Here is a 26,086-nt window from a genome sequence, read left to right as displayed (position 1 = left end):
GAGTGCTTATCACAGCTTAAATACATGATAAGCAATAACTTTTGTGTTTGCTTGAGCCTTAATTTTATAATAAAACCCTTAAATTTATGACGAAACATAATTTCAGTGTACAAGCATACCTTATTTGTAGCTATGATAGCGTATCAGCTCTATAAAATATCTATCTAATAGTAAGTTAGTTATCAAATGCAGAAATTATTTTATGCTGATAAGCAATGTAAAAGACTATCGATATCTAACAAGAAGATTAAATACTATATCTATAAATAAATCGTTTATATTTTTAGATACAAACTTTACTATCCTAATAACATTGTTAACACTGACATTGAGTTCAAATTTTAGCTACTATAAAACCCTAAATTTAATCTATATGTCGTTGTTGTTAGCGCGCCTAGACATTATTATTAGCGAGCAATACAAAAACTAAAATATTTCATTACCATTAATTTAAGGATATAACTATGGCAAAGCGTGACATTCTCTCAAAAGGTATTAGTACTGTTGGACATTTTACCCGTGACAATCTTGAACGCGTCGGCTCACTATTAGATAGTGCCAATGCTAAGACAGGTCAGCCTCGACACTTCAAAGCTGTCAATTTAGGTGATGAGGACTATCAGCAAGATTTATTTCGTGAGCAAACCCTAAAAGCCACGCAGCAGTTATTGGGTAATCGGTTTGCAACTTATGGTAAATATGCCAAAAAGATAGTACCTGACAGTTTTTTCCAATCGACAGTCGATGGTGCGTTTGCTCAAGTGGCAAAACTGGCGTCAACTTGGAGTCAGATTGATTTACCCAGTGAGCATCGCTTTGCTGATATCTCAAGCCTAGATGATGAGCAGCGTTATGCGCTTGCCACCGATATTGCTAATCAGAATAGAGCATTAGCGACTTTAGGTGGCTTAACGGGCTTAGCAGGCTTGCCAGGATTATTAGCCGACACCTTGTGGTTGTTGCTAGTATCTTTACGTACAGTATATCAGTTGGCCGCCGTTTATGATCAACCCCTGACAGGTAAGCAAGGCGTTAAGATGGCTTATGAGCTACTCGCTAACGCCGATTTAAGCAAGATGCAAGAGAAGCAAGCACTGCTAGCAGGTCTTGGAGTAGGTAAAGGCTTACTTGATAACGCTCAAGGCAATGGTCTACATAGCGAGCTAAAGAACTTGGGTCTCAAAAACAAAAACGTCAACTACTATGCAGAGCAAGTCGATAGTATCGCCAGTCAAGTAGGGATTGATTTGGATCAGATCAACCTATCTTGGATTCGTCGCTTTTTACCAGCCACTGCGGTTATCGTAGGTATGCGTTATAACAGCCGTCTGATTGAAGAGGTCATTGGAGTAGCGAGAGCGACTTTTGCCCCAGAAGCAAAGCTTGCCAATCGGGCGATTACCGATGACAGCAGCAGTGAAGCTGAGGTCAAAAAAGACGCTAACACTGACGCTGATAAAAAAGAGTCTGGTAAAACAGAAGACAAATCAGATAGCAAAACTGACACCACTAAGTCTGATACTAAAAACAGTGCCAAACAAGAAAGTGCTGTTACAGATGGCGATGACGACAGCAAGATAGAAAAGGGTGCTGATAAGGCTAAAAACGACAAAGCTGCTGATAAAGCTGAAAGTAAAAGCGAAACTAAGCAACCAGCAGAAGCCAAAAAATAAGTGCATCTGAGGGTTTATCCGTAAATTATGGCGACAATGTAAAATAGTTTTATGACAAGCTACCTTAAATACGGTACTTGAAAAACAATACATTATCGCCATTTACAGATAATTCAACATATCTATTAACGTTTCACCTTTTATAACTGGCTTTATACACATCTTTTGAATGTTGTAAAGGGTATCTAGTGATAAATAGTTGAAATAGTAGCAATATATCTTTATAATACATTGTCCTAAAAATGGGTAGCCTAAAAACCTTAGACAAACGTCAAATGGTTGGGCGTTGACCCATTTTTTTGTTTTATACCCAACGGGAGAAGGATGCCTTATGGCAACAACTAACCAATTAATTCGTAAGGGTCGCAAAACCATCAAGGAAAAGTCAAAAGTTCCTGCGTTGCAAGCGTGCCCACAACGTCGCGGTGTATGTACTCGTGTATATACTACTACCCCTAAAAAACCTAACTCTGCCATGCGTAAAGTATGTCGTGTTCGCTTAACTTCAGGTTATGAAGTAGCAAGCTACATCGGCGGCGAAGGTCATAACTTACAAGAGCATAGTGTTGTGCTTATCCGTGGTGGTCGTGTAAAAGATCTACCAGGTGTACGTTATCACACTGTTCGTGGTGCACTCGATTGCGCTGGTGTAAAAGACCGTAGACAAGGTCGCTCTAAATATGGTGCTAAGAAGCCTAAAGCTTAATACTTATATATTTAAGACTAATATAACAGTATTGTTTTAGCTTGATTAGTACACCCCATTAACTGTGCATGGGTTCGATGTTGTTTTAAGTTTTGTGCTAGGTCTTACTAGTATTAGAGCTTAGATGACATAACACCATGCAGTAAGGCTGACTGACAACTCGCTGCTACGTAAATTAAACAGTACGAGATTGTGAATGTCAGACACTCCTGAAGACAAGGAAATTTATTATGCCAAGACGTCGCGTCGTAGCTACCCGTGAGATCCTACCGGATCCTAAGTTTGGTAGCCAAACCATCGCAAAATTCATCAACCACGTGATGAGCCATGGTAAAAAATCTACTGCTGAGCGTATCGTTTACGGTGCTCTTGAGACTGTAGCGCAAAAGCGTAACATCGAAGATCCAGTATCGTTCTTTGAAGAAGTGCTAGAAAATGTGCGCCCAATGGTCGAAGTAAAAGCTCGCCGCGTTGGTGGTGCTACCTATCAAGTACCAATGGAAGTACGCCCCTCCCGTCGTACTGCCTTGGCTATGCGTTGGATAGCTGAAGCTGCTGCCAAGCGCTCTGAAAAATCTATGGCGTTACGCCTAGCTGGTGAATTGTCTGATGCCTCAGAAGGCAAAGGCAATGCTATGAAGAAACGTGATGAAGTTCACCGTATGGCAGATGCTAACAAAGCATTCTCTCATTATCGTTTCTAAATTTATTTAGTGGTATAAGCATCTTTTATAGTCAACCATTATTAATACTTAGTGTTAATAACTGTCATTGATTATCTAATTGCTAAGCGTGGCTAACTGAATAATCAATTAGCCACGTTATTGTTTATTGATTCTCGCCATTCTTAATTGCAGTACTGAATAACTTTAGTATGTGATTGACAGCAATGGCGAACATCTATTATCACGATTTTGTATGTTTGTTTTGTCCCACACTCAATGCCACTTTATCCTTACTATTGATGCTTTTTTAACCGTATTAGGTTTATGAGGTTACCAATAAAAGACTAGAGCTAAATGCTTTTGCCAAGGTTAAGCGGTAGCGACACAAATATATACACTAATTTCCTTAGGAAAATATTATGGCTCGTACAACTCCCCTAAAGCGCTATCGCAATATTGGTATCTCAGCGCACATTGATGCTGGTAAAACGACGACTACTGAGCGTGTTTTGTTCTACACTGGTGTTAGCCACAAAATTGGCGAAGTACATGATGGCGCGGCCACCATGGATTGGATGGAGCAGGAACAAGAACGTGGTATTACTATCACGTCAGCTGCAACCACTTGCTTTTGGTCAGGTATGGCTAAGCAGTTTGATGAACATCGCATCAATATCATTGACACCCCAGGTCACGTTGACTTCACGATTGAAGTTGAACGTTCTATGCGTGTTCTTGATGGCGCGTGCATGGTTTATTGTGCAGTAGGTGGCGTACAGCCACAGTCTGAAACGGTATGGCGTCAGGCTAATAAATACAAAGTACCACGTCTTGCATTCATTAATAAAATGGATCGTGTTGGCGCTGATTTTTATCGTGTTGTTGAACAGATTAAAACTCGTTTAGGGGGTAAGCCAGTACCTCTAGTTGTTCCAATTGGCAAAGAAGACAACTTCGAAGGTGTGGTTGATCTTGTGACTATGAAAGCTATTTATTGGGATGAAGCATCTCAAGGTATGGAATACGAAGAACGTGAAATTCCAGCAGAGCTTCAAGAAAAAGCAGAAGAGTATCGCGAGTATCTAGTAGAAAGCGCTGCTGAAGCTACTGAAGAGTTGATGAACGAGTATCTTGAAAACGGTGAATTGACTGTAGATCAAATCAATAGCGCTATTCGTCAATTGACTATTGAAAACGAAATCATTCCATTGCTTTGTGGTACTGCATTTAAGAACAAAGGCGTCCAAAAAATGTTGGATGCTGTTATTCAGTATCTACCAGCACCAATGGATGTACCTGCTATCAGAGGTATTCTTGATGACAAAGAAGAGTCTGAAGGTTTCCGTGAAGCGTCAGATGAAGCACCGTTTTCAGCACTAGCATTCAAAATCATGAATGACAAGTTCGTTGGTAACTTAACCTTCGTTCGTGTTTACTCAGGTGTTCTTAAGCAGGGTAGCAGTGTTTATAACCCAGTTAAGATGAAGCGTGAGCGTGTTGGCCGTATCGTACAGATGATGGCAGATGCTCAGCAAGAGCTTCAAGAGATCCGTACTGGTGATATCGCAGCTTTAGTTGGTATGAAAGACGTTACTACTGGTGATACCCTGTGTGATGAGCAAAATGTTATCACGCTTGAGCGTATGGAATTCCCAGATCCAGTTATCAGCTTAGCAGTTGAGCCTAAGACGAAAGCGGATCAGGAAAGAATGTCAATTGCTCTTGGTCGCTTAGCAAAAGAAGATCCATCGTTCCGTGTACATACTGATGAAGAGTCTGGTCAGACTATCATCAGTGGCATGGGTGAGCTGCATCTTGAGATTCTAGTCGATCGTATGAAGCGTGAGTTTGGTGTCGAAGCCAACATCGGTGCGCCGCAGGTTGCTTATCGCGAAACCATTCGTGAGACCGTCGAACAAGAAGGCAAATTCGTACGTCAAACCGGTGGTCGTGGTAAATTCGGTCACGTTTGGTTACGTCTTGAGCCACTTGATCCATCGGGCGATGTTGAATATGAATTCGCTGAAGAAGTTGTTGGTGGTACGGTACCAAAAGAGTTCCATGGTGCTGTTGATAAAGGTATTCAAGAACGCATGAAAAATGGTGTCCTTGCTGGTTACCCAATCGTCAACGTAAAAGCGACTTTATATGATGGTTCTTACCATGATGTCGATTCTGATGAATTGTCATTCAAAATGGCAGGTTCTATGGCTTTCCGTAAAGGTTTCTTAGCGGCAAATCCTGCGCTACTTGAGCCAATCATGAAAGTTGAAGTTGAAACTCCAGAAGATTACATGGGCGATATCATGGGCGATCTTAACCGTCGTCGTGGTATGGTTCAGGGTATGGAAGATCTACCTGGTGGCACTAAGCAGATCCGCGCTGAAGTACCATTAGCAGAGATGTTCGGTTATGCAACCCAAATGCGCTCTATGTCGCAGGGTCGTGCTACTTACTCTATGGAATTCCAAAAGTACGCTGAGATTCCAAAGTCAGTATCTGCTGAAATCATCGCTAAGTTCAACTCAAAAGATGAAGACGAGTAAATATTGTTAAAGCAAGTACTGTTAATAAGTACTGCTAGATAGGGCAAAATAAAGCTTATCTTTAGTTTGTCCGCGACAATTACGCCAATAATCGGTTAAAAGACTTGTTATTGGCGCTAATTTTCTTATAATATCTGCACATCGAATGTGCATACTTTTAACACTTATCTTAATGCGGTCAGTATTGTTCTAGCTAGTGTATAAACACGGCTAAAGTACTGAGCCCCAATAAAAGAGGAAACACCCATGGCAAAGGCCAAGTTTGAACGCAAAAAGCCACACGTCAACGTCGGAACTATCGGACACGTTGATCACGGCAAAACCACATTGACAGCAGCTATCGCAACAGTTGCTGCTATTACCTCAGGTGGCGAAGCCAAAGACTACGCGTCTATTGACTCAGCCCCAGAAGAAAAAGCACGTGGCATCACCATCAACACCTCACACGTAGAATATGACACAGATGCCCGTCACTATGCTCACGTTGATTGCCCAGGTCACGCCGATTATGTTAAAAACATGATCACCGGTGCAGCCCAGATGGACGGCGCAATTTTAGTCGTATCTGCAACTGATGGCCCAATGCCACAAACTCGTGAGCACATCCTGCTATCACGTCAGGTTGGCGTACCGTACATCGTCGTATTCATGAATAAATGTGACGTAGTAGATGACGAAGAACTACTTGAGCTAGTCGAAATGGAAGTACGCGAATTACTTTCTGATTACGACTTCCCAGGTGATGACACCCCAATCATCCATGGTTCTGCGACTGAAGCCCTAAAAGGCTCACAAGAAAAATATGGCCAACCAGCCGTAGTTGAACTACTAAATATTCTTGACACCTATATCCCAGAGCCTGAGCGTGACATCGACAAAGCATTCCTAATGCCAATCGAAGACGTCTTCTCAATCTCAGGTCGTGGTACCGTAGTAACCGGCCGTGTTGAATCTGGTATCGTAAAAGTTGGTGACGAGATCGAAATCGTCGGTATCCGTGACACTCAAAAAACCACCTGTACCGGTGTAGAGATGTTCCGTAAACTGCTTGACGAAGGTCGTGCAGGCGAAAACTGTGGCGTACTACTCCGTGGTACTAAGCGTGAAGACGTTCAACGTGGCCAAGTACTTGCTAAGCCAGGTTCAATCACCCCGCATACCAAGTTTGACGCTGAAGTATACGTACTAAGCAAAGAAGAGGGTGGTCGTCATACGCCATTCCTAAACGGCTATCGTCCACAGTTCTACTTCCGTACTACTGACGTAACTGGCGCAATCCAATTACAAGACGGTACTGAAATGGTTATGCCTGGTGATAACGTTGAGATGGGCGTAGAGCTTATCCACCCAATCGCTATGGACAAAGGTCTTCGCTTCGCTATTCGTGAAGGCGGCCGTACTGTAGGCGCTGGTGTTGTTGCTAACGTTAATGTTTAAGTTTTAACTTACAGAGCAATCTGTAGTTTAAGCTAAACCGTTAGTCAAAAGCCGCTCTCTTTGTTGAGGGTGGCTTTTTTTGTGGGTTAGGGTTTTGTTTATAGGTAATGATAGAAGCCCGTAGGTTGGGTGGAGCTTGCGACACCCAACACGATAGATTAATATCAACTCTACCTTATCATTTGTAGAATACCATGCAATATCGCAGACACTATCATAAAGGCGCTTGCTATTTCTTGACCGTTAACCTTGCAGATAGATCAGGCGACTTGCTAATTAAACACGTTGATGTTTTACGGAACGCTTTTAAAACCGTCAAACAAAAACATCCTTTTCATATTGACGCTATCGTTATTTTGCCTGATCACTTTCATATGTTATGCACTATGCCAAGTGATGATGCTGATTATTCTGAACGTATTAAACTTATCAAATATTATTTCTCTTATCGTATCGCCAAAACCGAACGTATCTCAAAAAGCCATCAAAAAAAAGGCGAACGTGGTATTTGGCAACGGCGGTTTTGGGAGCATTGTCTTCGTAATGAAGCAGATTATCGCGCTCATATCGATTACATTCATATGAATCCTGTTAGGCACGAATATGTAGAACGAGTTCAGGATTGGCGATATTCATCGTTCCAGGTGTAATGGACATTTTTCATGCTGTAATAGGGTCTAAAGCTATATACTGTCTGGATTTGCAAGGAATCAACACCATGAATCAAAAAACTGCCCTTTTTGTAGTGATAAACATACCAAGAAGAATGGACGTAAGCTTGGCAAACAGCAGTATCAATGTCTAGCTTGCAGGCGGCAGTTTTTAGGTGGCATCAGACTAAATAATCAAACGCTTTGGACTCAATATACTCAAGGTAAACAGACCTACAAACAACTGGCTGATAAGTACCACTGTAGTGTTAAAACCATACAAAGGCGGTTAGATAAAGTCAGTATTGAGTATCAGATTAAACGTCCTGAGACTGCTAATGTCATCATGGACACCACTTACTTTGGTCGCAAGTTTGGTTTGATGGTCTTTATGGATAACACGACTAGAACCGTACTTTATTACGCGATAGTGAGTCATGAAACCAACAGTGCCTACAAGCAAGGGATTGATCTCTTAGCATCGTCAGGCGTTGATATACAAAGCATCACCTGTGATGGAAGACGAGGACTGAGAGCCCTGTTTAGCAGCATCCCTTGTCAGATGTGCCAGTTCCATCAAGTACAAATAGTGACTCGTTATTTAACTCGTCGTCCTAAGAACATCGCTAGTATTGAGCTTAGATACCTCACTTCAAACTTAACACAGCTCGATAAATCCGACTTCGTAGAGCGCTTAGATCAGTGGTGTTTAACTCATGAAGACTATCTTGATGAACGTAGTACTAATGAAGATACGGGTAAAACGTGGTACACACATAAGCGTCTTAGAAGTGCTTATCGAAGCCTCAGAACCAATAGCGATTGGCTATTCACTTATCGAGAATATGAGCATTTGGACGTGCCCAACACCACAAATTCTCTTGAAGGGTTATTTAGTGAATTAAAGCGACAATTACACAGTCATCATGGTCTAAATGAGCATCGTAAGTTACGGTTTATTAAAGACTTTCTAGGGTCAAAGTCACTCAAATAGCATGAATTATGTCCATTAGCGACTACGTTCTACTTTCTAGCATGAATTTTGTCCATTACACCTCGTTCCATCAATTTGTAGCGGATGGTTTATTACCTGTAGATTGGAGTGGTTGAATAGCTCTCCGATATATAATTGTTGGGTGTCGTAAACTCCACCCAACCTACGGGCTGATCCTTTTAATCAAAAGCTGGTCAATGCTGTTGGTACGGGAATGACGGATGCTTTTGTCAATGCGGCTATTAACGGGGTCAGCTTAGAGGATGCACTTAAGAATAGCTTACGCAATTCACTAGTTGATGTGTTTGCGGCTCAGACATTTAGTAGCTTTGTCAAAGATATTGATTCTAATGATTTTGCTGATAATTTGGCACACAAATTAGTTGCTGCTGGTGTTGGCTGTATATCTGCAAGTGCTAAGAAACAAAGCTGTGATGCTGGCGCACTTGGTGCAGCGGTTGGGGAGATGTTTGGCGATTATTTAGTTGATAATCCAAATGCACTAACTGATGCACAAAAACAGGAAATTATTGATGCTGCTAAACTACTTGCAGGGTCTATAGCATTACTTACTAATGTGGATGTAAACACAGCTGCTGATATTGCTGGTATTGCTGTAAAGAATAATTCTACTATGGATGTAGTGTTTCCAGATTTCCGAGAGGAGCTAGAGATAGAGTTTTTTGCAGATATGAATATAGCAGAAGAAAGAAAAGTTCTACTTAATATGTTAGTCAAAGAGTATGGTCCTGATTTTGAAGATGCATTTATCAAAATTTTTACTCCTATGACGAACGGCAAACTTGCAAGTATAAGTGGAACAGCCTATTTACTTACATCAGGAGGAAAAAATCTTCTCAAAGTAGTTACAAAAAATGGTCGTACCATAATATACGATCTAAAAAAAGTAGCTTCCTCTTACAGAGGTACAAGTAATCCACCAGAAATTCCTCGTAGTGCTATTGTTTCAGATGATCCAAGCTGTTTCGTTGCTGGTACTCTTGTTGAAACTATTGATGGTCTAAAAGCTATTGAGACAATTGAGCAAGGCGATATGGTTTGGTCACGTCATGAAAACACTTTAGAGTATGGCTATCGTCCTGTCATAGATACCGTCAGTTTTGAAGATAAAGAAATATACGAAGTAATTATTCAAGACAATAATAGTAAGCTTGAAACCTATCAAACTACTGAAGAGCATCCATTTTGGGTACTAGATACAGGTTGGTTACCAACGTCACTTTTACAAAGCGGTATGAAACTAGTTAATCGTGATGATCAAGCAATATTGACAGTAGTCAGTCAGACTAAACTTAATAAAAAGGATACCGTTTATAATTTTGAAGTAGACGAATTTCATACTTATCATGTAGGTAAGCTTGGAGTCTGGGTTCATAATACTTGCTTAGATGCAGACGACTTGAGACAATGGCTAAATTCAGCAAAAAATAGCGCTAATCCTGTCAAAAGCTTTTCAAACGTAGATGAAATGAGAAGAAAGATAGAGCTTCTTCAAGGTTTAAATGAATCGGACAAAGCTATATTTAAGAGATTAATGAACGATAGTAAATTAAACTTGAATAACTCTTATGGTATTCAAAAGATACTTCATTTAGGAATAGCATCGGACCCTACTGCAAGAGCATCATTTATTCAAACGATTAGACGTGTAGATGATATCTCAAGAAGTCCAATGGCTAAGTCAAATAAGACTACATTTGGATTTGAAGTCCAAGACGGTATTGGTAACGATATTGATCTGGCAGTTTATCAGAATGGCAAGCTGATAGAAGCAATATCTTTAAAGGTGGTTACGCCTACTTCTAATTCTATTACGAGTGCAAAAAGAGCACTTAGTCGAAAAATTTCACAAGCTGGAGGTCAGATAAATCTAGTATCTGCAAAAACGAAAACAGCAAGAATAAATTTTGAATATGATGATTATCAGAAAGTTTTCGCTCTAGATGGTTTTGGTACTAAAGCAAAAATGGATATACTTAAAAGACAGTTAAGCCTTACAAGAATTGAAATAGTAACTAGAGATGGTACTACTCACTATTTTTAAAATAGGAATTTATTATGCAGTTTACTTATCCTGGATACTATACAGGCTGCTGGACATTAACACTAAGTCTCAATATGAGTGATAACATTAATGAGTTACATTCAAACCATATGATTGAATTACTTACATACTTAAATGAATGTCAAATTTTTAAAATGACAGGTTATATTTTAAACAGAGAAAACTTTTATACCGATAGTGAAGAAATATATACTCAAGATTTTTGGTTAAAGATTATACAAGAAATACAAGAGTTAGATATTTACTTCTTAGATTTATGCGGTGAGACAATGGTTTATAAGGATAACAAACCTGTTTGGTTGGAACAAGCTGTTGAAATTGGTTTAGAGTTCGGTATTTCAGAGCCAGATATCTATATCACTTTTAAATTGAGAAATGATGACTGGCTTCCTTACTATTTCATTCAAGATACTAAAGTAAATAATGATTATGAAATTAACTCTTCTCGTTTAGAAAAATGCTTAACTGAATTTTTTTGTGAAAAATATCAATATGATATAGAATCCATATCTGATTCGGATATTAAATCAATACAAAATGGTTTTTGTTTAGATAATATATATACAATAGGTTATCCTAATTTGATAACTTATGGAGAGAATGGTAGTTATTTAGAGTCTACAGACCCAAAAACTGTTAAATAATAGCACGCAGATACCATAAGAAAAAGCAAGCTTAAAAACTCAATTTTTCTACAACTTTAAATCAAAACAACTCTGGTCATGTACCAGAGTTATTTGTATGGCTATCTCAATTATCTATTATTAATAATAATAGGGTAAGAGATCGTCTGAGGCGCAGGCGGTGGTGTAGTTCTTACTACCTCGGTCACTGCCTTTCCCGTTACTTTATCCTTAATCCAAATATCAGCATAGCTATCTTTCCCGAAGAACTGCGTACCGATATCAGTGACAAAGTCTAATTGATAGTTTTTATTCGCCTCAGCGTTAAAGCTAATCTTAGTCGGTTTGGTATAGTGTCCTGCCATTTGATAACTGACCGTCATCGTATGTTCACCTGCTGATAGTGGATACACCGTATCCCACGTCTCGCTATATTCCTGCTTACGCTCTTTGGGTACGCGCTTACCATCAATATCGATGATATAAACGATACGATCACCGACTAAGCGTGTATAACGCGGTTCCATCTTACCCATGATGGTCGCGGTCTGTCCTGACACTGGTGGTTGATAGATCAGCTCAGGTGGTAGCTCATTGACATTTTTTAGGCTCATGCAAGCCGTTAATAACGGTAGGGTACATGCAAGTAGATATAACTTCATAACTTATCCTTAAGAGCGTTTAATCCTATTTTGATGGCTATAGTTTATAATGATTTTAGCTTTAATCATTTAATTATTTATCTGTTTTACAATTTATCCCACCAACAAATAAAAATATCTTAAAACTTGCATTATAAATAAAGATAGGTATAATAATCAGCCTTAACACCCATAGGCGATTGGCTCAATTGGTAGAGCATCGGTCTCCAAAACCGAGGGTTGTAGGTTCGAGTCCTACATCGCCTGCCATCTATTTTATCCTATCTTTGTTATAGCTATCTCCCAAGCGAGTCCTTTATGAGCAATGAGCAAGATAACCTCGATACAAAGTTATCTGACGCCAAGGCCGTTGCGGGCGGAATGCTATCTAAAGGAAAGCACATCTCAGCATCGAATACCTCAGCTGTAGAAGTGGCCAAAACTGGCTCAGCAAAAGATATTATATTATGGCTACTGGCTATCGTTGCACTAATTTGTGCAACCTTTGCTAATCAGTATTTACCTGGCGTTTGGCAACCTGCCAATGATGTTTGGGTACGTATTGGTATTATTGTAGCCCTAGCAGTATTTGCACTTATTTGTTTGGCAATGACCCATCAAGGTAGTGCGTTTAAAACGTTATTGACAGACGCTGGGGTAGAGTTACGCCGCGTCACTTGGCCGACCAAAGATGAGACCTTTCAATACACATGGCAAACCATTGTCGTGATCGCGATTGTTGGGTTTTTCATATGGCTATTAGATAACTTTTTTAACTGGTTTGTTGGTTTGTTTATTGGTTAAAGCAAGCGTATTAGCTATTTTAACTACCGTTATCAGTATAACGGTTTATTTTTAACTTAAAGATCAGGAGCGTGATATGCGTTGGTATATTGTCCAAGCGTTTTCAGGATATGAAAAACAAGTACAACGTTCATTAACTGATCGTATTAACCGTAGCGACTTTGCGGATTCTTTTGGTGATGTCTTAGTACCTACCGAAGAAGTCGTCGAGATGCGTGATGGTAAAAAGCGTAAGAGTGAGCGTAAGTTTTTTCCAGGATACGTATTGATCCAAATGGAAATGAACGATAGCACTTGGCATATTGTTAATGAATGCCCGCGTATTATGGGCTTTATTGGTGGTACGGCTGAAACACCTGCACCTATCACCCAAGTAGAAGCCGACCGCATCTTAAATCGTCTTAATCAAGCTGAGACCAATCCGCGTCCTAAGACTCTATTTGAGCCAGGCGAAGAGCTATTGGTCATCGATGGTCCCTTTACTGACTTTAAAGGTATGGTCGAAAAAGTGGATTATGAGAAGTCTAAATTACAGCTAACGGTAAACGTATTCAATCGACCGACTCAGGTTGAGCTTGAATTTAGTAAAGTTGAAAAAATAGATTAAACAGTTAAGAAACGAGTTTCAAGAAGTAAGTTTTTAAGTAATAGAATTTAAGTTGTTCTAGCAGTTACATTAACAGGGGAGCTGTTGTTTTTCATTGTCTAGTTACTAGAAATGGTGAAAAACTGGCGCTATCACCCATATAGGAGAAAATCATGGCTAAGAAGATTGATGGTTACATCAAACTGCAAGTCCCAGCAGGTAAAGCGAATCCTTCACCACCTATTGGTCCAGCTTTGGGTCAAAAAGGCGTGAACATCATGGCGTTCTGTAAAGAATTTAACGCTGCGACCGCAAGCCAAGAGCCAGGTTTGCCGATCCCGACTGAAATCACGGTTTATAGTGATAAGTCTTTTACCTTTATCATGAAGTCGCCACCAGCAGCGTTTTTACTGCGTAAAGCGGCAGGCATCGCTAAAGGTTCTGGTACGCCAAATACCGCTAAAGTCGGTAAAGTGACGCGTGCTCAGTTAGAAGAAATTGTAAAAACTAAAGATGCAGATTTAACCGCTGCTGATTTAGATGCTGCTGTTCGTACCGTTGCTGGTACTGCCCGTTCGATGGGTATTACCGTGGAGGGTGTGTAAATGAGTAAGCTAACCAAACGTCAAAAAGAAATCAATAGCCGTGTTGATAACGATAAGCAATACACTATTGAAGAAGCTGTACAGATCTTAAATGATTTGCCAACGCTTAAGTTCAAAGAGTCTATCGATATTGCGATTAACTTGGGTGTTGATCCACGTAAATCTGACCAAGTCGTTCGTGGCGCTACCAACTTACCTGCCGGTACTGGTAAAACCAAACGCGTTGCTGTATTTGCTCAAGGCGCTGCTGCTGAAGCCGCTAAAGAAGCTGGTGCTGACATCGTCGGTATGGATGATCTTGCAGACCAAATCAAAGCGGGTAATATGGACTTTGATGTTGTGATTGCAGCTCCTGATGCTATGCGTGTCGTTGGTCAGTTAGGTACTATCCTAGGTCCACGTGGTCTAATGCCTAACCCTAAAGTCGGTACCGTAACGCCAAACGTTGCAGAAGCCGTGACTAACGCTAAAGCCGGTCAAGCTCAGTACCGTGTCGATAAAGGTGGTATCATCCACGCGACTATCGGTCAAGTTGGCTTTACAGAAGATCAAATCATGCAAAACGCTCAAGCGCTACTTGCTGATCTTAAACGTGCTAAGCCTGCGACTTCAAAGGGTACTTTTATCAAAAAGATCTCTTTATCTAGCACGATGGGCCCAGGTATCTCAATTGATCCTGTACCTTACCGTATGGCTAAATAAGCTCGCTTTTATTAGCAGATGCTTTAACAAATAATTAAATTTATTCAAATTAGGTCAGCGTAGCTTTTGCTACGCTGTCTAAGACCGTAGGTAGAGAGCGGTTTTGGGTTATTATTAATGATTTTTGAATTATTATTGATAACTACGAGCTGCTTTTGTTAATCGATGACAGATGAAAATCTCAATTGTCCTACGCAGACGGTGACCCACCCAGTTTAAGACTAGAGCCGATAGGGTAGTGTTTTTCATTGATACTAATATCAATACTATTCTATCATTCGACGTCATTCTGATAACGGTGCCGTAATCAGTCGTTACGAGTAGATGCTATTTCGATAGTATTTATAAATAACGTATCGTATCAAGTCAATCATAGCTTGTGACTTAGGTTACAAAATGATTGGTAAGATTAAGGAGTCAACTTATGGCATTAACGCTAGAGCAAAAACAACAAGTTGTGGCTGAAGTGTCTGAAGTTGCTGCTAATGCTTACTCAGCAGTAGCTGCCGAATATCATGGTATTGGTGTTGCAAAGCTTACTAAGCTGCGCGAACAAGCCCGTGATAAAGGTGTGGTTTTGAAAGTGGTAAAAAATACCCTAGCAAAACGCGCATTTGAAGGCACTAAGTTTGAGTGCATGTCCGACAGCATGACTGGTCCACTACTTTTAGCTTTTTCAATGGAAGATTTGGGATCTGCTGCTAGAGTCGTTTTCGACTTTAGCAAAGACAACAAAGCTTTAGAAGCTAAATTAGTATCAGTCGGCGGTGTGGTTTATGGTCCAGAAGAGCTAGAGCGCGTATCGAAGCTACCAACTCGCGACGAAGCAATCTCTATCTTGATGGCTACTATGAATGCACCTGTGACTAAGCTTGTCCAAACTATGAACGCTGTTCCTAGTAAGCTTGTTCGCACTGTAGCAGCAATCAAAGACGCACAAGAAGCTGCTTAATTGCTTGTTTTAACGTAAATTTTACAGCGCTGATTGTACTTAAGCCACGCCTTTTATAAATTGTGGCACGCAATCACAACGCTATTAAAATCAATTAATTTTTATCAGATAACGGAGAGTTCTCATGGCACTATCTAAAGATGATGTGTTAAACGCAATCGCTGAAATGTCAGTAATGGATATCGTTGAATTAATCAGCGCTATGGAAGAAAAATTCGGCGTAACTGCTGCTGTTGCCGCTGCTGCTCCTGCTGCCGGTCCTGCTGCTGCTGCTGCTGAAGAAAAAGACGAGTTTGACGTAGTTCTTGCTAGCTTCGGCGAAAAGAAAGTTGCGGTCATTAAAGCTGTACGTGAAGCTACTGGCCTTGGCTTGAAAGAAGCGAAAGATTTGGTTGAAAGTGCTCCAGCACCAATCAAAGAAGGCGCAAACAAAGTTGAAGCTGAAGAGTTGAAAAAGAAACTTGAAGAAGCTGGCGCTACTGTTGAACTAAAATAAGCTGAGCTTATTTTGGATTACAGTTAAGTAATTACTATTAAGTAGCTACTTTATGTGATACATAAAAAAGCTGATAATGCCTTGCATTATCGGCTTTTTTTTATTATAATTGCCAGCTTGACCTTTTGTGTCTGCCAATAGTCGTATTATCAGCGGTGGATACCCATCAAAAGGACACACGATAGCTATGCAAGTAAACGCAGTGCAAGCAAGCACAGTAGTTTTATTTTATATATTAAATTAGGCTAAACGTCGTTGGATGTTTGGCATTTTTCCGTGCCCGCATACTTTTCTAATAGCCTTACTTATTCCAGTAAACTTATTTATCCTAGAGCGTCTTTGAGCTGTTAAGTCTAGCTAATGATGAATGAGTTGTTACTATTTAGCACTTTAGCATGGTTCCACTGTCAGTATTGAGTCGTGAATATTGATAGACATATAGCTGACTGTAACTGTTATTGATGAAATTTTTAGAGTAAAAGTTTCAAGTTGTATTAAAAGACTATTTGATTCAACCAATGAATATTTATTTTAGCTTTTTAGCACGAGTTAAATAGCAACAAGTATTATCGTTTACGTGGCCTATGCATAGTATTTATGCATATCGGTCACGCTTTTAATTTGTTTCCACGTTACTGTAAGGACTCTCGATGGCATATTCTTATACTGAAAAAAAGCGTATTCGCAAAAGCTTTGCTGAATTGCCTACTGTGATGGACATTCCCTATTTATTGTCTATCCAAGTAGATTCTTATGAGCACTTTTTGCAAGAGCACAAAAAGCCAAAAGCTCGTGAGAATACTGGTTTGCAAGCGGCATACTCCTCTATTTTCCCAATTGAGAGTCACTCTGGTAATGCAGAGCTGCAATTTGTTGAGTACTATTTAGGCACGCCTGAATTTGATGAGCGTGAGTGTATTCTACGTGGCTCAACTTTTGCCGCACCTATGCGCGTCAAGATTCGTCTGATTATTAAAGACAAAGACAGCAAAGATAAAGACAGTAAAGCTGCGGTAAAAGATATCCGTGAGCAAAGTGTTTATATGGGCGAGATGCCATTGATGACCGCTAACGGTACCTTTATTATTAATGGTACTGAGCGTGTTATCGTGTCGCAGCTGCATCGTTCACCTGGTGTATTCTTTGATCACGATAAAGGCAAGTCACATTCAAGTGGTAAGGTGCTTTATAACGCGCGTATTATTCCTTACCGCGGTTCATGGTTAGATTTCGAATTTGATGCAAAAGATTTAGTCTTTGCTCGTATTGACCGTCGCCGTAAATTGCTGGCATCTATTATTTTACGCGCGCTAGGTCTTAGCACAGGTGAGATTTTAGATCTGTTCTTTGACAAAGTCGCCGTATACAAAGGTGAAGAGCAGTTCGAGATTGATCTAGTTGCTGATCGCTTACGTGGTGAGATGGCTCAGTTCGATATCGTATCTGCCGACGGTGATGTTATCGTTGAGCAGGGCAAGCGTATTAATGCTCGCCGTATTCGTCAGCTTGAAGAAGCCGGTATGACGCGTATTGCTGTACCTGATGAGTACCTCTACGAGCGTATTCTAGCTGAAGATATTATCGTGAACGATGAAGTGATTGCGCGCGCTAATACGCCAATCGACCATGAATTATTGGTCAAATTAAACTCATTTGAAGCCAGCGATTCTATCAAAGAGTTTAGCATATTGTTCACTAACGATATCGATCAAGGTAGTTATATTGCTGATACGCTACGTGCTGATAGTACTTCTAGCCGTGAAGAAGCGTTGATTGAAATCTATAAAGTCATGCGTCCAGGTGAGCCACCAACCGTTGAGACTGCTGAGAAGCTATTTGACAGCATGTTCTTCAATGCCGATCGTTATGACTTATCAAACGTCGGTCGTATGAAGTTCAATCGTCGTTTAGGTCTTGAGTTTGACAATACTAATGATCCAGAAATTCAGCGCGAGCGCAGCGTTTTGACCAATGATGATATCGTCAATGTGCTCAAAGAGCTGATTGAGATTCGTAATGGTCGTGGCGAAGTTGACGATATTGATCACTTAGGTAACCGCCGTATTCGTTCAGTAGGCGAGATGGCAGAAAACCAATTCCGTGTGGGTCTAGTCCGTGTTGAGCGTGCGGTAAAAGAGCGTTTAAGCTCAGCGGAATCTGATAACTTATCACCACAAGACTTGATCAACTCAAAGCCTGTAGCAGCTGCAGTTAAAGAATTCTTTGGTTCAAGCCAGTTGTCACAGTTTATGGATCAGAACAACCCATTGTCTGAAGTTACCCATAAACGTCGTGTATCAGCACTAGGACCAGGTGGTCTAACTCGTGAGCGTGCTGGTTTTGAAGTACGTGACGTACATGATACGCATTATGGTCGCGTTTGCCCGATTGAAACACCAGAGGGTCCAAACATTGGCTTGATTAACTCATTAGCAACCTTTGCTAAGACCAATAGCTTTGGTTTCTTAGAGACGCCGTACCGCCGTGTGGTAGATGGTAAAGTCACTGACGTTATTGAATATTTATCAGCGATTGAAGAAGTCGGTACAGTGATTGCACAAGCTGACTCACCAATGACTGAAGATGGTGCGCTATCTGATGAGATGGTCAGTGTGCGTAGCTATGGTGAATTCGTGCGTATGCCTCCTGAAAAAGTGACGCATATGGATGTGTCGCCAAGTCAGGTAGTTTCGGTAGCAGCAGGTCTTATTCCGTTCCTAGAGCATGATGATGCTAACCGTGCCTTGATGGGCTCGAACATGCAGCGTCAAGCAGTGCCTACATTACGTGCTGATAAGCCGTTAGTCGGTACGGGTATGGAGCGTTATGTGGCGCGCGATTCAGGTGTTTGTGTGATTGCTAAGCGTGGCGGCGTGATCGAAGACGTTGATGCTTCACGTATTGTCGTTCGTGTTAACGAAGAAGAGATGATCGCTGGTGAAGCCGGTATTGATATCTATAACTTAGTTAAATACACTCGCTCTAACCAAAACACTTGTATTAACCAACGTATTATCGTTAACCAAGGCGATGAAATTGCGTTAGGCGATATCTTAGCTGATGGTCCGTCAACGGATCTTGGTGAGTTGGCATTGGGTCAGAACATCCGCATTGCATTTATGCCGTGGAATGGTTACAACTTTGAGGATTCAATTCTGTTATCAGAAAAGGTCGTCAAAGAAGATCGCTTTACCACTATTCATATTCAAGAGCTCACTTGTGTGGCTCGTGATACCAAATTAGGTACTGAAGAAATCACTAGCGATATTCCAAACGTCGGTGAAGCTGCATTATCTAGTTTAGATGAAGCAGGTATCGTTTATATCGGTGCAGAGGTTGATGCGGGTGATATCTTAGTTGGTAAAGTCACGCCAAAAGGTGAGACCCAATTGACGCCGGAAGAGAAGCTACTGCGGGCCATCTTTGGTGAAAAAGCGGCTGATGTTAAAGACACCTCTTTACGTGTCCCAACGTCGAGCAAAGGTACGGTCATTGACGTACAAGTCTTTACCCGTGATGGCGTTGAAAAAGATGCACGTGCGCGTGCCATCGAAAAGTCTCAGCTCGATAGCTATCGCAAAGATCTAAAAGAAGAGCTACGTATTTTTGAGGCAGCAGCGCGTGGTCGTATCGCAAGCTTGCTTGACGGTCAAAAAGTTAGCGGTGGTTCTGGTCTAAAAGCTGGAACTATCATGCAAGCTGACGACATGAAAGATATGAATTTGGAGACCTTACTTGATATCCAGCCAGTAGAAGAGGATATCTCAGAGCGTCTTACCCAAATCGCTGAGTTCTTAGTCGATAAGCAAAAAGATATCGATAGTAAGTTTGCTGAGAAAAAACGCAAATTAACCGCTGGTGATGATCTGCAACACGGCGTACAAAAAATCGTTAAGGTGTATCTAGCGGTCAAACGTCGTATTCAGCCAGGTGATAAAATGGCGGGTCGTCATGGTAACAAAGGTGTGGTATCACGTATCATGCCTGTTGAAGATATGCCTTATGATGAGCACGGCAACACCGTTGATATCGTACTGAACCCATTGGGTGTACCGTCGCGTATGAACATCGGACAGGTACTAGAGACCCATTTAGGTATGGCGGCTAAAGGCTTAGGCGAGAAGATAGATGGTATGCTTAAAGCCCAAGCTGCGATTAAAGATTTGCGCGATTTCTTAGACCAAATCTATAACAAAGTCGGTGGCGAGCAAGTTGATCTTGATAGCCTAACTGATGACGATATCATGGCGTTAGCTGATAACTTACGCGCAGGTGTGCCTATGGGTACTGCAGTGTTTGATGGTGCTCATGAGCATCAAGTCAAAGACCTGCTTGAGCTTGCTGGCATGGATCGTGATGGTCAGCAAACCTTGTATGATGGTCGTACTGGTCAGAAGTTTGATCGTAAAGTGACCGTTGGCTACATGTATATGCTCAAACTTAACCATTTGGTTGATGACAAAATGCATGCACGTTCAACAGGATCTTATTCACTAGTCACTCAGCAGCCACTCGGTGGTAAAGCACAGTTCGGTGGTCAGCGCTTTGGTGAGATGGAAGTATGGGCACTAGAAGCTTACGGTGCGACTTACACCTTGCAAGAGATGCTAACGGTGAAGTCAGATGACGTTGAAGGCCGTACACGCATGTACAAAAACATCGTTGATGGTGAGCAGTATATGGATCCAGGTATGCCTGAATCATTTAACGTACTGACCAAAGAAATCAAATCTTTGGGTATTAATATAGAGCTAAAACAGACCAACTAATTGATTTTATATAATTGATTAGTTAACTAAGAGCAGTACGCCGCAGTATTATATTGTGCTGCTGCTTTTAGATATTTATCTCAACCCTATTCATTGCCTTCAGTCATTTATATAGCAATGCCATTATAATAATAGTGACAACGCTAACAGATGATTATAGAGATAACGGAGAAGCAACTTGAAAGATTTACTCGATATCATGCAAAGCCCTACCAGCAATGGTAACCATGAGTTTGACAGTATCCAAATTACTTTAGCCTCGCCTGACGTCATTAAGTCATGGTCGCATGGTGAAGTCAAAAAACCTGAGACGATTAACTATCGTACCTTCAAGCCTGAGCGTGATGGTCTATTCTGTGCCAAAATTTTTGGCCCTGTAAAAGACTTTGAATGTCTCTGTGGCAAGTACAAGCGCCGTAAATTCCAAGGCGTTATCTGTGAAAAATGTGGCGTCGAAGTCACTACTGCAAAAGTGCGTCGTGACCGCATGGGTCATATTGACCTAGCCAGTCCTGTTGCGCATATTTGGTTCTTAAAATCATTACCAAGCCGCATCGGTCTATTGCTAGACATGACGCTTCGCGATATCGAGCGTGTGCTTTATTTTGAAAGCTATATCGTCACTGAACCTGGTTTAACTTCTTTAGAGAAATACCAGCTACTTGACGATGAAGATTATTATCGTGCCCTTGAAGAGTTTGGCGACGAGTTTGTCGCTAAGATGGGTGCAGAAGCGGTTCAAGACTTGCTCAAAGATATCGATCTTGATATCGAGATTGATGAGCTGCGTGAAGTGATTCCGCAAACAGGTTCTGAGACTAAGCTTAAAAAGATGTCTAAGCGTCTTAAGCTATTAGAAGCATTCCGTGATTCTAATAATAAGCCTGAGTGGATGGTAATGAACATCTTACCAGTACTACCACCAGATTTGCGTCCTCTAGTACCACTAGAAGGGGGTCGTTTTGCAACATCAGATCTAAACGACTTGTATCGCCGCGTGATCAACCGTAACAACCGTCTAAAGCGTCTGCTTGAGCTAAGCGCTCCTGATATCATTGTACGTAACGAAAAACGTATGTTGCAAGAATCAGTAGATGCATTGCTTGATAACGGTCGTCGCGGTCGTGCCATTACTGGTAGTAATAAGCGTCCATTGAAATCTTTGGCAGATATGATCAAAGGTAAGCAAGGTCGTTTCCGTCAGAACTTATTGGGTAAGCGTGTCGATTACTCTGGCCGTTCGGTTATCGTTGTAGGTCCAACACTACGTCTACATCAGTGTGGTCTACCGAAGAAAATGGCACTTGAACTATTCAAGCCATTTACTTATAACAAGCTATTGTCTCATGGTTTGGCAACGACGATTAAAGCTGCCAAAAAGATGGTAGAGCGTGAAGAGCCACAAGTGTGGGATATGCTGGCCATGGTTATCCGTGAGCATCCAGTACTGCTTAACCGTGCACCAACGCTTCACCGTTTGGGTCTACAGGCATTTGAGCCAGTACTAATCGAAGGTAAAGCAATTCAGTTGCATCCATTGGTTTGTACCGCGTTTAACGCCGATTTTGATGGTGACCAAATGGCCGTTCATGTGCCATTGACGCTAGAGGCGCAGCTTGAATCACGTGCCCTTATGATGTCGACTAATAATATCTTGTCACCTGCTAACGGTGATCCGATTATTGTACCGTCACAAGATGTGGTATTGGGTCTTTACTATATCAGCCGCTCATCAGTCAACGTCAAAGGCGAGGGCATGATATTCTCGACGGTTAACGAGGCTCTGCGCGCTATTGGCTCTAATGACTTACATGTCAATGCAAAAATTAAAGTACGCGTAAAAGAAACTGTTTTTGATGCTGATGGTAATGCGACTTATACCGTATCTTTAAAAGATACTGTTGCAGGCCGTTTGCTTATCTGGAACATCATGCCTGAAGGTATGGCGTTTGAAGAGTGTAATCAAGAGATGACTAAGAAAAATATCTCAAAATTGATTAACTCTTGCTATCGTAACTTAGGTGTTAAAGACAGCGTTATGTTCGCTGACCAATTAATGTACTTAGGTTTTGCGCAAGCGACGTTATCAGGGGTTTCTATCTGCCTTGATGACATGGTTATTCCGCCAAGTAAAAAACAAATCATCGGTGTCGCAGAAGCAGAAGTTCGCGAAATCGAAGATCAGTTTGAGCAAGGTTTTGTGACTGCTGGTGAGCGCTATAACAAAGTGGTCGATATCTGGTCACGTACCAATGATAAAGTCGCCAAAGCGATGATGGATAACTTAGCCACTGATAAAGTCATGAACTCAAAAGGTGAAGAGGAAGAGCAAAAATCTTTTAACTCAATCTTTATCATGTCAGACTCTGGTGCTCGTGGTAGTGCCGCGCAGATTCGTCAGTTGGCTGGTATGCGTGGTTTGATGGCAAAACCAGATGGCTCTATTATTGAGACGCCTATTAAAGCTAACTTCCGTGAAGGCTTGACCGTACTTCAGTACTTTATCTCGACTCACGGTGCGCGTAAAGGTCTAGCCGATACCGCATTGAAAACAGCTAACTCAGGCTACTTGACTCGTCGTTTAGTCGATGTGGCACAAGATTTGGTTATCACTAGTGATGATTGTGGTACTGAAGTTGGCTTGCTAATGACCCCGCACATTCAGGGTGGCGAGATCATTGAAAAGCTTGGTGACTTAGTACTAGGTCGTGTCACTTCACGTGATGTCACCTATAACGACGATGCTGATAAAATCCTCATTCCAGCGGGTACTTTAATCGATGAGCATTGGGTTGACGTGCTTGATGATAACGCTATCGATGATATCTGGGTTCGTTCAGTGATTACCTGTGATATCGCACATGGTGTGTGTGCCCAGTGTTATGGCCGTGACCTTGCTCGTGGTCATAAAGTCAACATCGGTGAGTCAGTTGGTGTCATGGCAGCGCAGTCTATCGGTGAGCCAGGTACTCAGCTAACCATGCGTACGTTCCACGTAGGCGGGGCAGCAAGCTCAGCTTCTGTGGACAATAGCATCTCTGTACGTAATGGTGGTCAAGTACATTTTGAGAATATGAAAACGGTTGAGCACGTTGATGGTCACTTAGTTATCGTCTCTCGTTCAGCTGAAATTGCTTTAACTGATGAGTTAGGTCGTGAGCGTGAGCGCTATAAAGTACCTTATGGTTCAAGCGTACTTGTCAAAAACGAAGATCAAGTCGAAGGCGGTCAGACTATCGCTAAGTGGGATCCGCATACGCATCCTATTATCACAGAATTTGCTGGTAAAGCACGCTTTAGTGATATCACCGATGGTATGACAGCGACGGTAAAAGTTGATGATGCCACTGGTATGAGCTCGTTTGAAATTTTAGCGACTCGTGACCGTTCAAGCAATGCCAAAGACTTGCGTCCCGCTATTATCTTGAATACTGATGCTGGCAAAGAAGTCGTTTACTTCTTACCTGCTGAGACGATTATTCGGGTTAGCGATGGCGAAAAAGTAGCAGCAGGTTCTATCCTAGGCCGTGTACCACAAGCGTCTTCAGGTACTAAAGATATCACAGGTGGTTTGCCACGAGTTGCTGATCTATTCGAAGCACGCCGTCCAAAAGATCATGCCATTATGGCAGAGATGACAGGTGTGGTGAGCTTTGGCAAAGAAACTAAAGGCAAAAACCGCTTCATTATCACTAATGAAGATGGTGAAGTGCATGAAGAGCTGATCCCAAAATGGCGTCAAATCAACGTCTTTGAGAACGAGACGGTAGCACGTGGTGAAGTGATCGCTGATGGTCCACAAAACCCGCATGACATCTTACGTCTAAAAGGTCAAACGGCGCTTGCTGATTATATCGTTAACGAAGTGCAAGATGTTTACCGCCTGCAAGGTGTGAAAATCAACGATAAGCATATCGAAGTCATCATTCGTCAGATGTTGCGTAAAGTTGAGATTACCGATGCTGGTGACTCTAGTCACTTTAAAGGCGATCAGGTTGAGTATGTTGATATCAGAGCGCTTAATGCTAAGCTCGAGGCGGAAGATAAGTTCCCAGTACAATACGAGCGTCAATTGCTAGGTATCACCAAAGCGAGTTTGGCTACTGAAAGCTTTATCTCAGCAGCTTCCTTCCAAGAAACCACACGCGTGCTAACAGCCGCTGCGGTAACAGGTAAGGTTGATGAGCTACGCGGTTTGAAAGAAAACGTGGTAGTCGGTCGTTTGATCCCAGCAGGTACAGGTTTGGCTTATCATAAAGCTCGTAAAGATAAAGCCGATCAAAAACTGCAAGATAAAGACTTAAACGCCTCTTTTGATAGTGCTGCGTTTGATATGAATACTGCGACAGGTGATAATAAAGACTTTGCCAGCTTTGATGAAGCCTTTGCTCAAGAGCTTAATCAAGATAATTAATATTTTGCTTTAGCTACAATATTCCAGTAATAAAAAAGCCAGCTACATAGCTGGCTTTTTTACCTTTCAAAATCGAGGTATTTTGCGAGAAACGTAGAGTAAAAAATAGTACACTAAGATTTGTAATCGATTTTATAACCAAGAAGAATAGCTAATCACTTATAAGGATAATAAACCCATGGCAGGCAAAACTCGTGTTGCTAAATATCAAGCAGATCGTACCAATCAAAAGCTATATTTTTGTAGGCTGGCCTGTCAAGCCGCAGGTGATAGTGTTGATAAGCAGCTTTATCAAGCGCATTGTGAGACGGCTATTTTTCACTTATACGGGACTTATTTAGCTTTTTTACAAGAATTGGGTCACTTTTATGGCCTAACTATTGCTCAGCCAGCTTTAATAGATATTGAACAAGCACTGAGTGTGCGCACACAAGTCTCACCAGAGATACAACGTCTACAACAATTGCAGCAGCAAGGATTTTTGGCTAATGTTGAACGTGCTTATCAGCGCTGCCTATATGCAGTGCAGCCTGATGAGCTCGCTACGCAACCTGTCGCTAATACAGAGAATGAACCACGAGATCTGATTGTAAACGTAGTGACATTATCAAATCAATGGCTGCCTGATGATGCCACTATTCGTGAATGGCGTCAGCAGTTTTTAGTGCTTATTGATCAGCTGCGAGCAGGGATGGTAGAGTTTTAATAGGTTATTTATATATCAATAGTAGGCTATA

At 41.4% G+C, this 26,086-nt stretch carries 19 protein-coding genes and 1 tRNA gene; 19 read left to right on the top strand and 1 reads right to left on the bottom strand.

The genetic code is table 11. The features are described 5' to 3' along the window. The first annotated feature begins 464 nt into the window (after positions 1 to 464). The 9 genes from ACR63T_RS11745 (at position 465) to ACR63T_RS11705 (ending at position 11,401) form a co-directional block, all read left to right on the top strand. Positions 465 to 1,673, top strand: a complete 1,209-nt coding sequence (locus ACR63T_RS11745; RefSeq protein ID WP_472784099.1) for an EcsC family protein — start codon at positions 465 to 467, stop codon at positions 1,671 to 1,673. Between the two features lie 331 nt (positions 1,674 to 2,004). After that, complete coding sequence (gene rpsL, locus ACR63T_RS11740) at positions 2,005 to 2,379, top strand: 30S ribosomal protein S12 (RefSeq protein WP_201570224.1); 375 nt, start codon at positions 2,005 to 2,007, stop codon at positions 2,377 to 2,379. 230 nt (positions 2,380 to 2,609) lie between these two features. Further along, positions 2,610 to 3,083, top strand: a complete 474-nt coding sequence (gene rpsG, locus ACR63T_RS11735; RefSeq protein WP_201570223.1) for a 30S ribosomal protein S7 — start codon at positions 2,610 to 2,612, stop codon at positions 3,081 to 3,083. Positions 3,084 to 3,463: 380 nt separating this feature from the next. Beyond that, a complete protein-coding gene (gene fusA, locus ACR63T_RS11730) occupies positions 3,464 to 5,590 on the top strand; it encodes an elongation factor G (protein ID WP_472784098.1) in 2,127 nt (708 codons plus the stop codon). A 246-nt stretch (positions 5,591 to 5,836) separates the two neighbouring features. Then, positions 5,837 to 7,027 carry an elongation factor Tu gene (tuf, locus tag ACR63T_RS11725; protein ID WP_201570221.1) on the top strand — a complete coding sequence of 397 codons (1,191 nt, stop codon included), beginning with the start codon at positions 5,837 to 5,839 and terminating at the stop codon, positions 7,025 to 7,027. A gap of 194 nt (positions 7,028 to 7,221) precedes the next feature. Then, on the top strand, positions 7,222 to 7,677 hold the full coding sequence (locus ACR63T_RS11720) for an REP-associated tyrosine transposase (protein WP_472784097.1): 456 nt from the start codon (positions 7,222 to 7,224) through the stop codon (positions 7,675 to 7,677). A 40-nt stretch (positions 7,678 to 7,717) separates the two neighbouring features. Continuing rightward, complete coding sequence (locus tag ACR63T_RS11715; RefSeq protein ID WP_472785207.1) at positions 7,718 to 8,671, top strand: IS256 family transposase, variant Zn-binding type; 954 nt, start codon at positions 7,718 to 7,720, stop codon at positions 8,669 to 8,671. Between the two features lie 214 nt (positions 8,672 to 8,885). Continuing rightward, positions 8,886 to 10,736, top strand: a complete 1,851-nt coding sequence (locus tag ACR63T_RS11710; protein WP_472784096.1) for a polymorphic toxin-type HINT domain-containing protein — start codon at positions 8,886 to 8,888, stop codon at positions 10,734 to 10,736. A 14-nt stretch (positions 10,737 to 10,750) separates the two neighbouring features. Beyond that, positions 10,751 to 11,401 (top strand): hypothetical protein, encoded by a 651-nt coding sequence (locus tag ACR63T_RS11705; RefSeq protein WP_472784095.1) that lies wholly within the window; start codon positions 10,751 to 10,753, stop codon positions 11,399 to 11,401. Between the two features lie 110 nt (positions 11,402 to 11,511). On the opposite strand, the gene ACR63T_RS11700 is transcribed toward ACR63T_RS11705, so the two are convergent. After that, on the bottom strand, positions 11,512 to 12,042 hold the full coding sequence (locus tag ACR63T_RS11700) for a hypothetical protein (RefSeq protein ID WP_472784094.1): 531 nt from the start codon (positions 12,040 to 12,042) through the stop codon (positions 11,512 to 11,514). A 173-nt stretch (positions 12,043 to 12,215) separates the two neighbouring features. Between ACR63T_RS11700 and ACR63T_RS11695 the strand changes: the two genes are divergently transcribed. The 10 genes from ACR63T_RS11695 (at position 12,216) to ACR63T_RS11650 (ending at position 26,055) form a co-directional block, all read left to right on the top strand. Then, positions 12,216 to 12,291 (top strand) — tRNA-Trp (locus ACR63T_RS11695). A gap of 48 nt (positions 12,292 to 12,339) precedes the next feature. Next, positions 12,340 to 12,825 (top strand): preprotein translocase subunit SecE, encoded by a 486-nt coding sequence (gene secE, locus ACR63T_RS11690; RefSeq protein WP_201570219.1) that lies wholly within the window; start codon positions 12,340 to 12,342, stop codon positions 12,823 to 12,825. Between the two features lie 76 nt (positions 12,826 to 12,901). Continuing rightward, positions 12,902 to 13,432, top strand: coding sequence for a transcription termination/antitermination protein NusG (nusG, locus tag ACR63T_RS11685; protein ID WP_201570218.1), 531 nt, complete (start codon positions 12,902 to 12,904; stop codon positions 13,430 to 13,432). A gap of 152 nt (positions 13,433 to 13,584) precedes the next feature. Next, positions 13,585 to 14,016, top strand: coding sequence for a 50S ribosomal protein L11 (gene rplK / locus ACR63T_RS11680; protein WP_201570217.1), 432 nt, complete (start codon positions 13,585 to 13,587; stop codon positions 14,014 to 14,016). Further along, the gene (rplA, locus tag ACR63T_RS11675) at positions 14,017 to 14,718 is read left to right on the top strand and encodes a 50S ribosomal protein L1 (RefSeq protein ID WP_305898927.1); all 702 of its coding nucleotides are present in this window, start codon (positions 14,017 to 14,019) and stop codon (positions 14,716 to 14,718) included. Between the two features lie 424 nt (positions 14,719 to 15,142). After that, a complete protein-coding gene (rplJ, locus tag ACR63T_RS11670; protein ID WP_305898926.1) occupies positions 15,143 to 15,670 on the top strand; it encodes a 50S ribosomal protein L10 in 528 nt (175 codons plus the stop codon). A 124-nt stretch (positions 15,671 to 15,794) separates the two neighbouring features. Then, complete coding sequence (gene rplL / locus ACR63T_RS11665) at positions 15,795 to 16,166, top strand: 50S ribosomal protein L7/L12 (RefSeq protein ID WP_305898925.1); 372 nt, start codon at positions 15,795 to 15,797, stop codon at positions 16,164 to 16,166. 650 nt (positions 16,167 to 16,816) lie between these two features. Further along, a complete protein-coding gene (rpoB, locus tag ACR63T_RS11660) occupies positions 16,817 to 20,935 on the top strand; it encodes a DNA-directed RNA polymerase subunit beta (protein ID WP_305898924.1) in 4,119 nt (1,372 codons plus the stop codon). Positions 20,936 to 21,113: 178 nt separating this feature from the next. After that, a complete protein-coding gene (rpoC, locus tag ACR63T_RS11655; RefSeq protein ID WP_201570211.1) occupies positions 21,114 to 25,349 on the top strand; it encodes a DNA-directed RNA polymerase subunit beta' in 4,236 nt (1,411 codons plus the stop codon). A 178-nt stretch (positions 25,350 to 25,527) separates the two neighbouring features. Then, positions 25,528 to 26,055, top strand: coding sequence for a DUF6586 family protein (locus ACR63T_RS11650; RefSeq protein WP_201570210.1), 528 nt, complete (start codon positions 25,528 to 25,530; stop codon positions 26,053 to 26,055). Positions 26,056 to 26,086: the final 31 nt, after the last annotated feature.

The sequence above is a fragment of the Psychrobacter sp. M17(2026) genome, assembly GCF_055699815.1.
The sequence above is the reverse complement of the archived record's forward strand: the minus strand, read 5'-3'. Positions and strand labels throughout refer to the sequence as shown.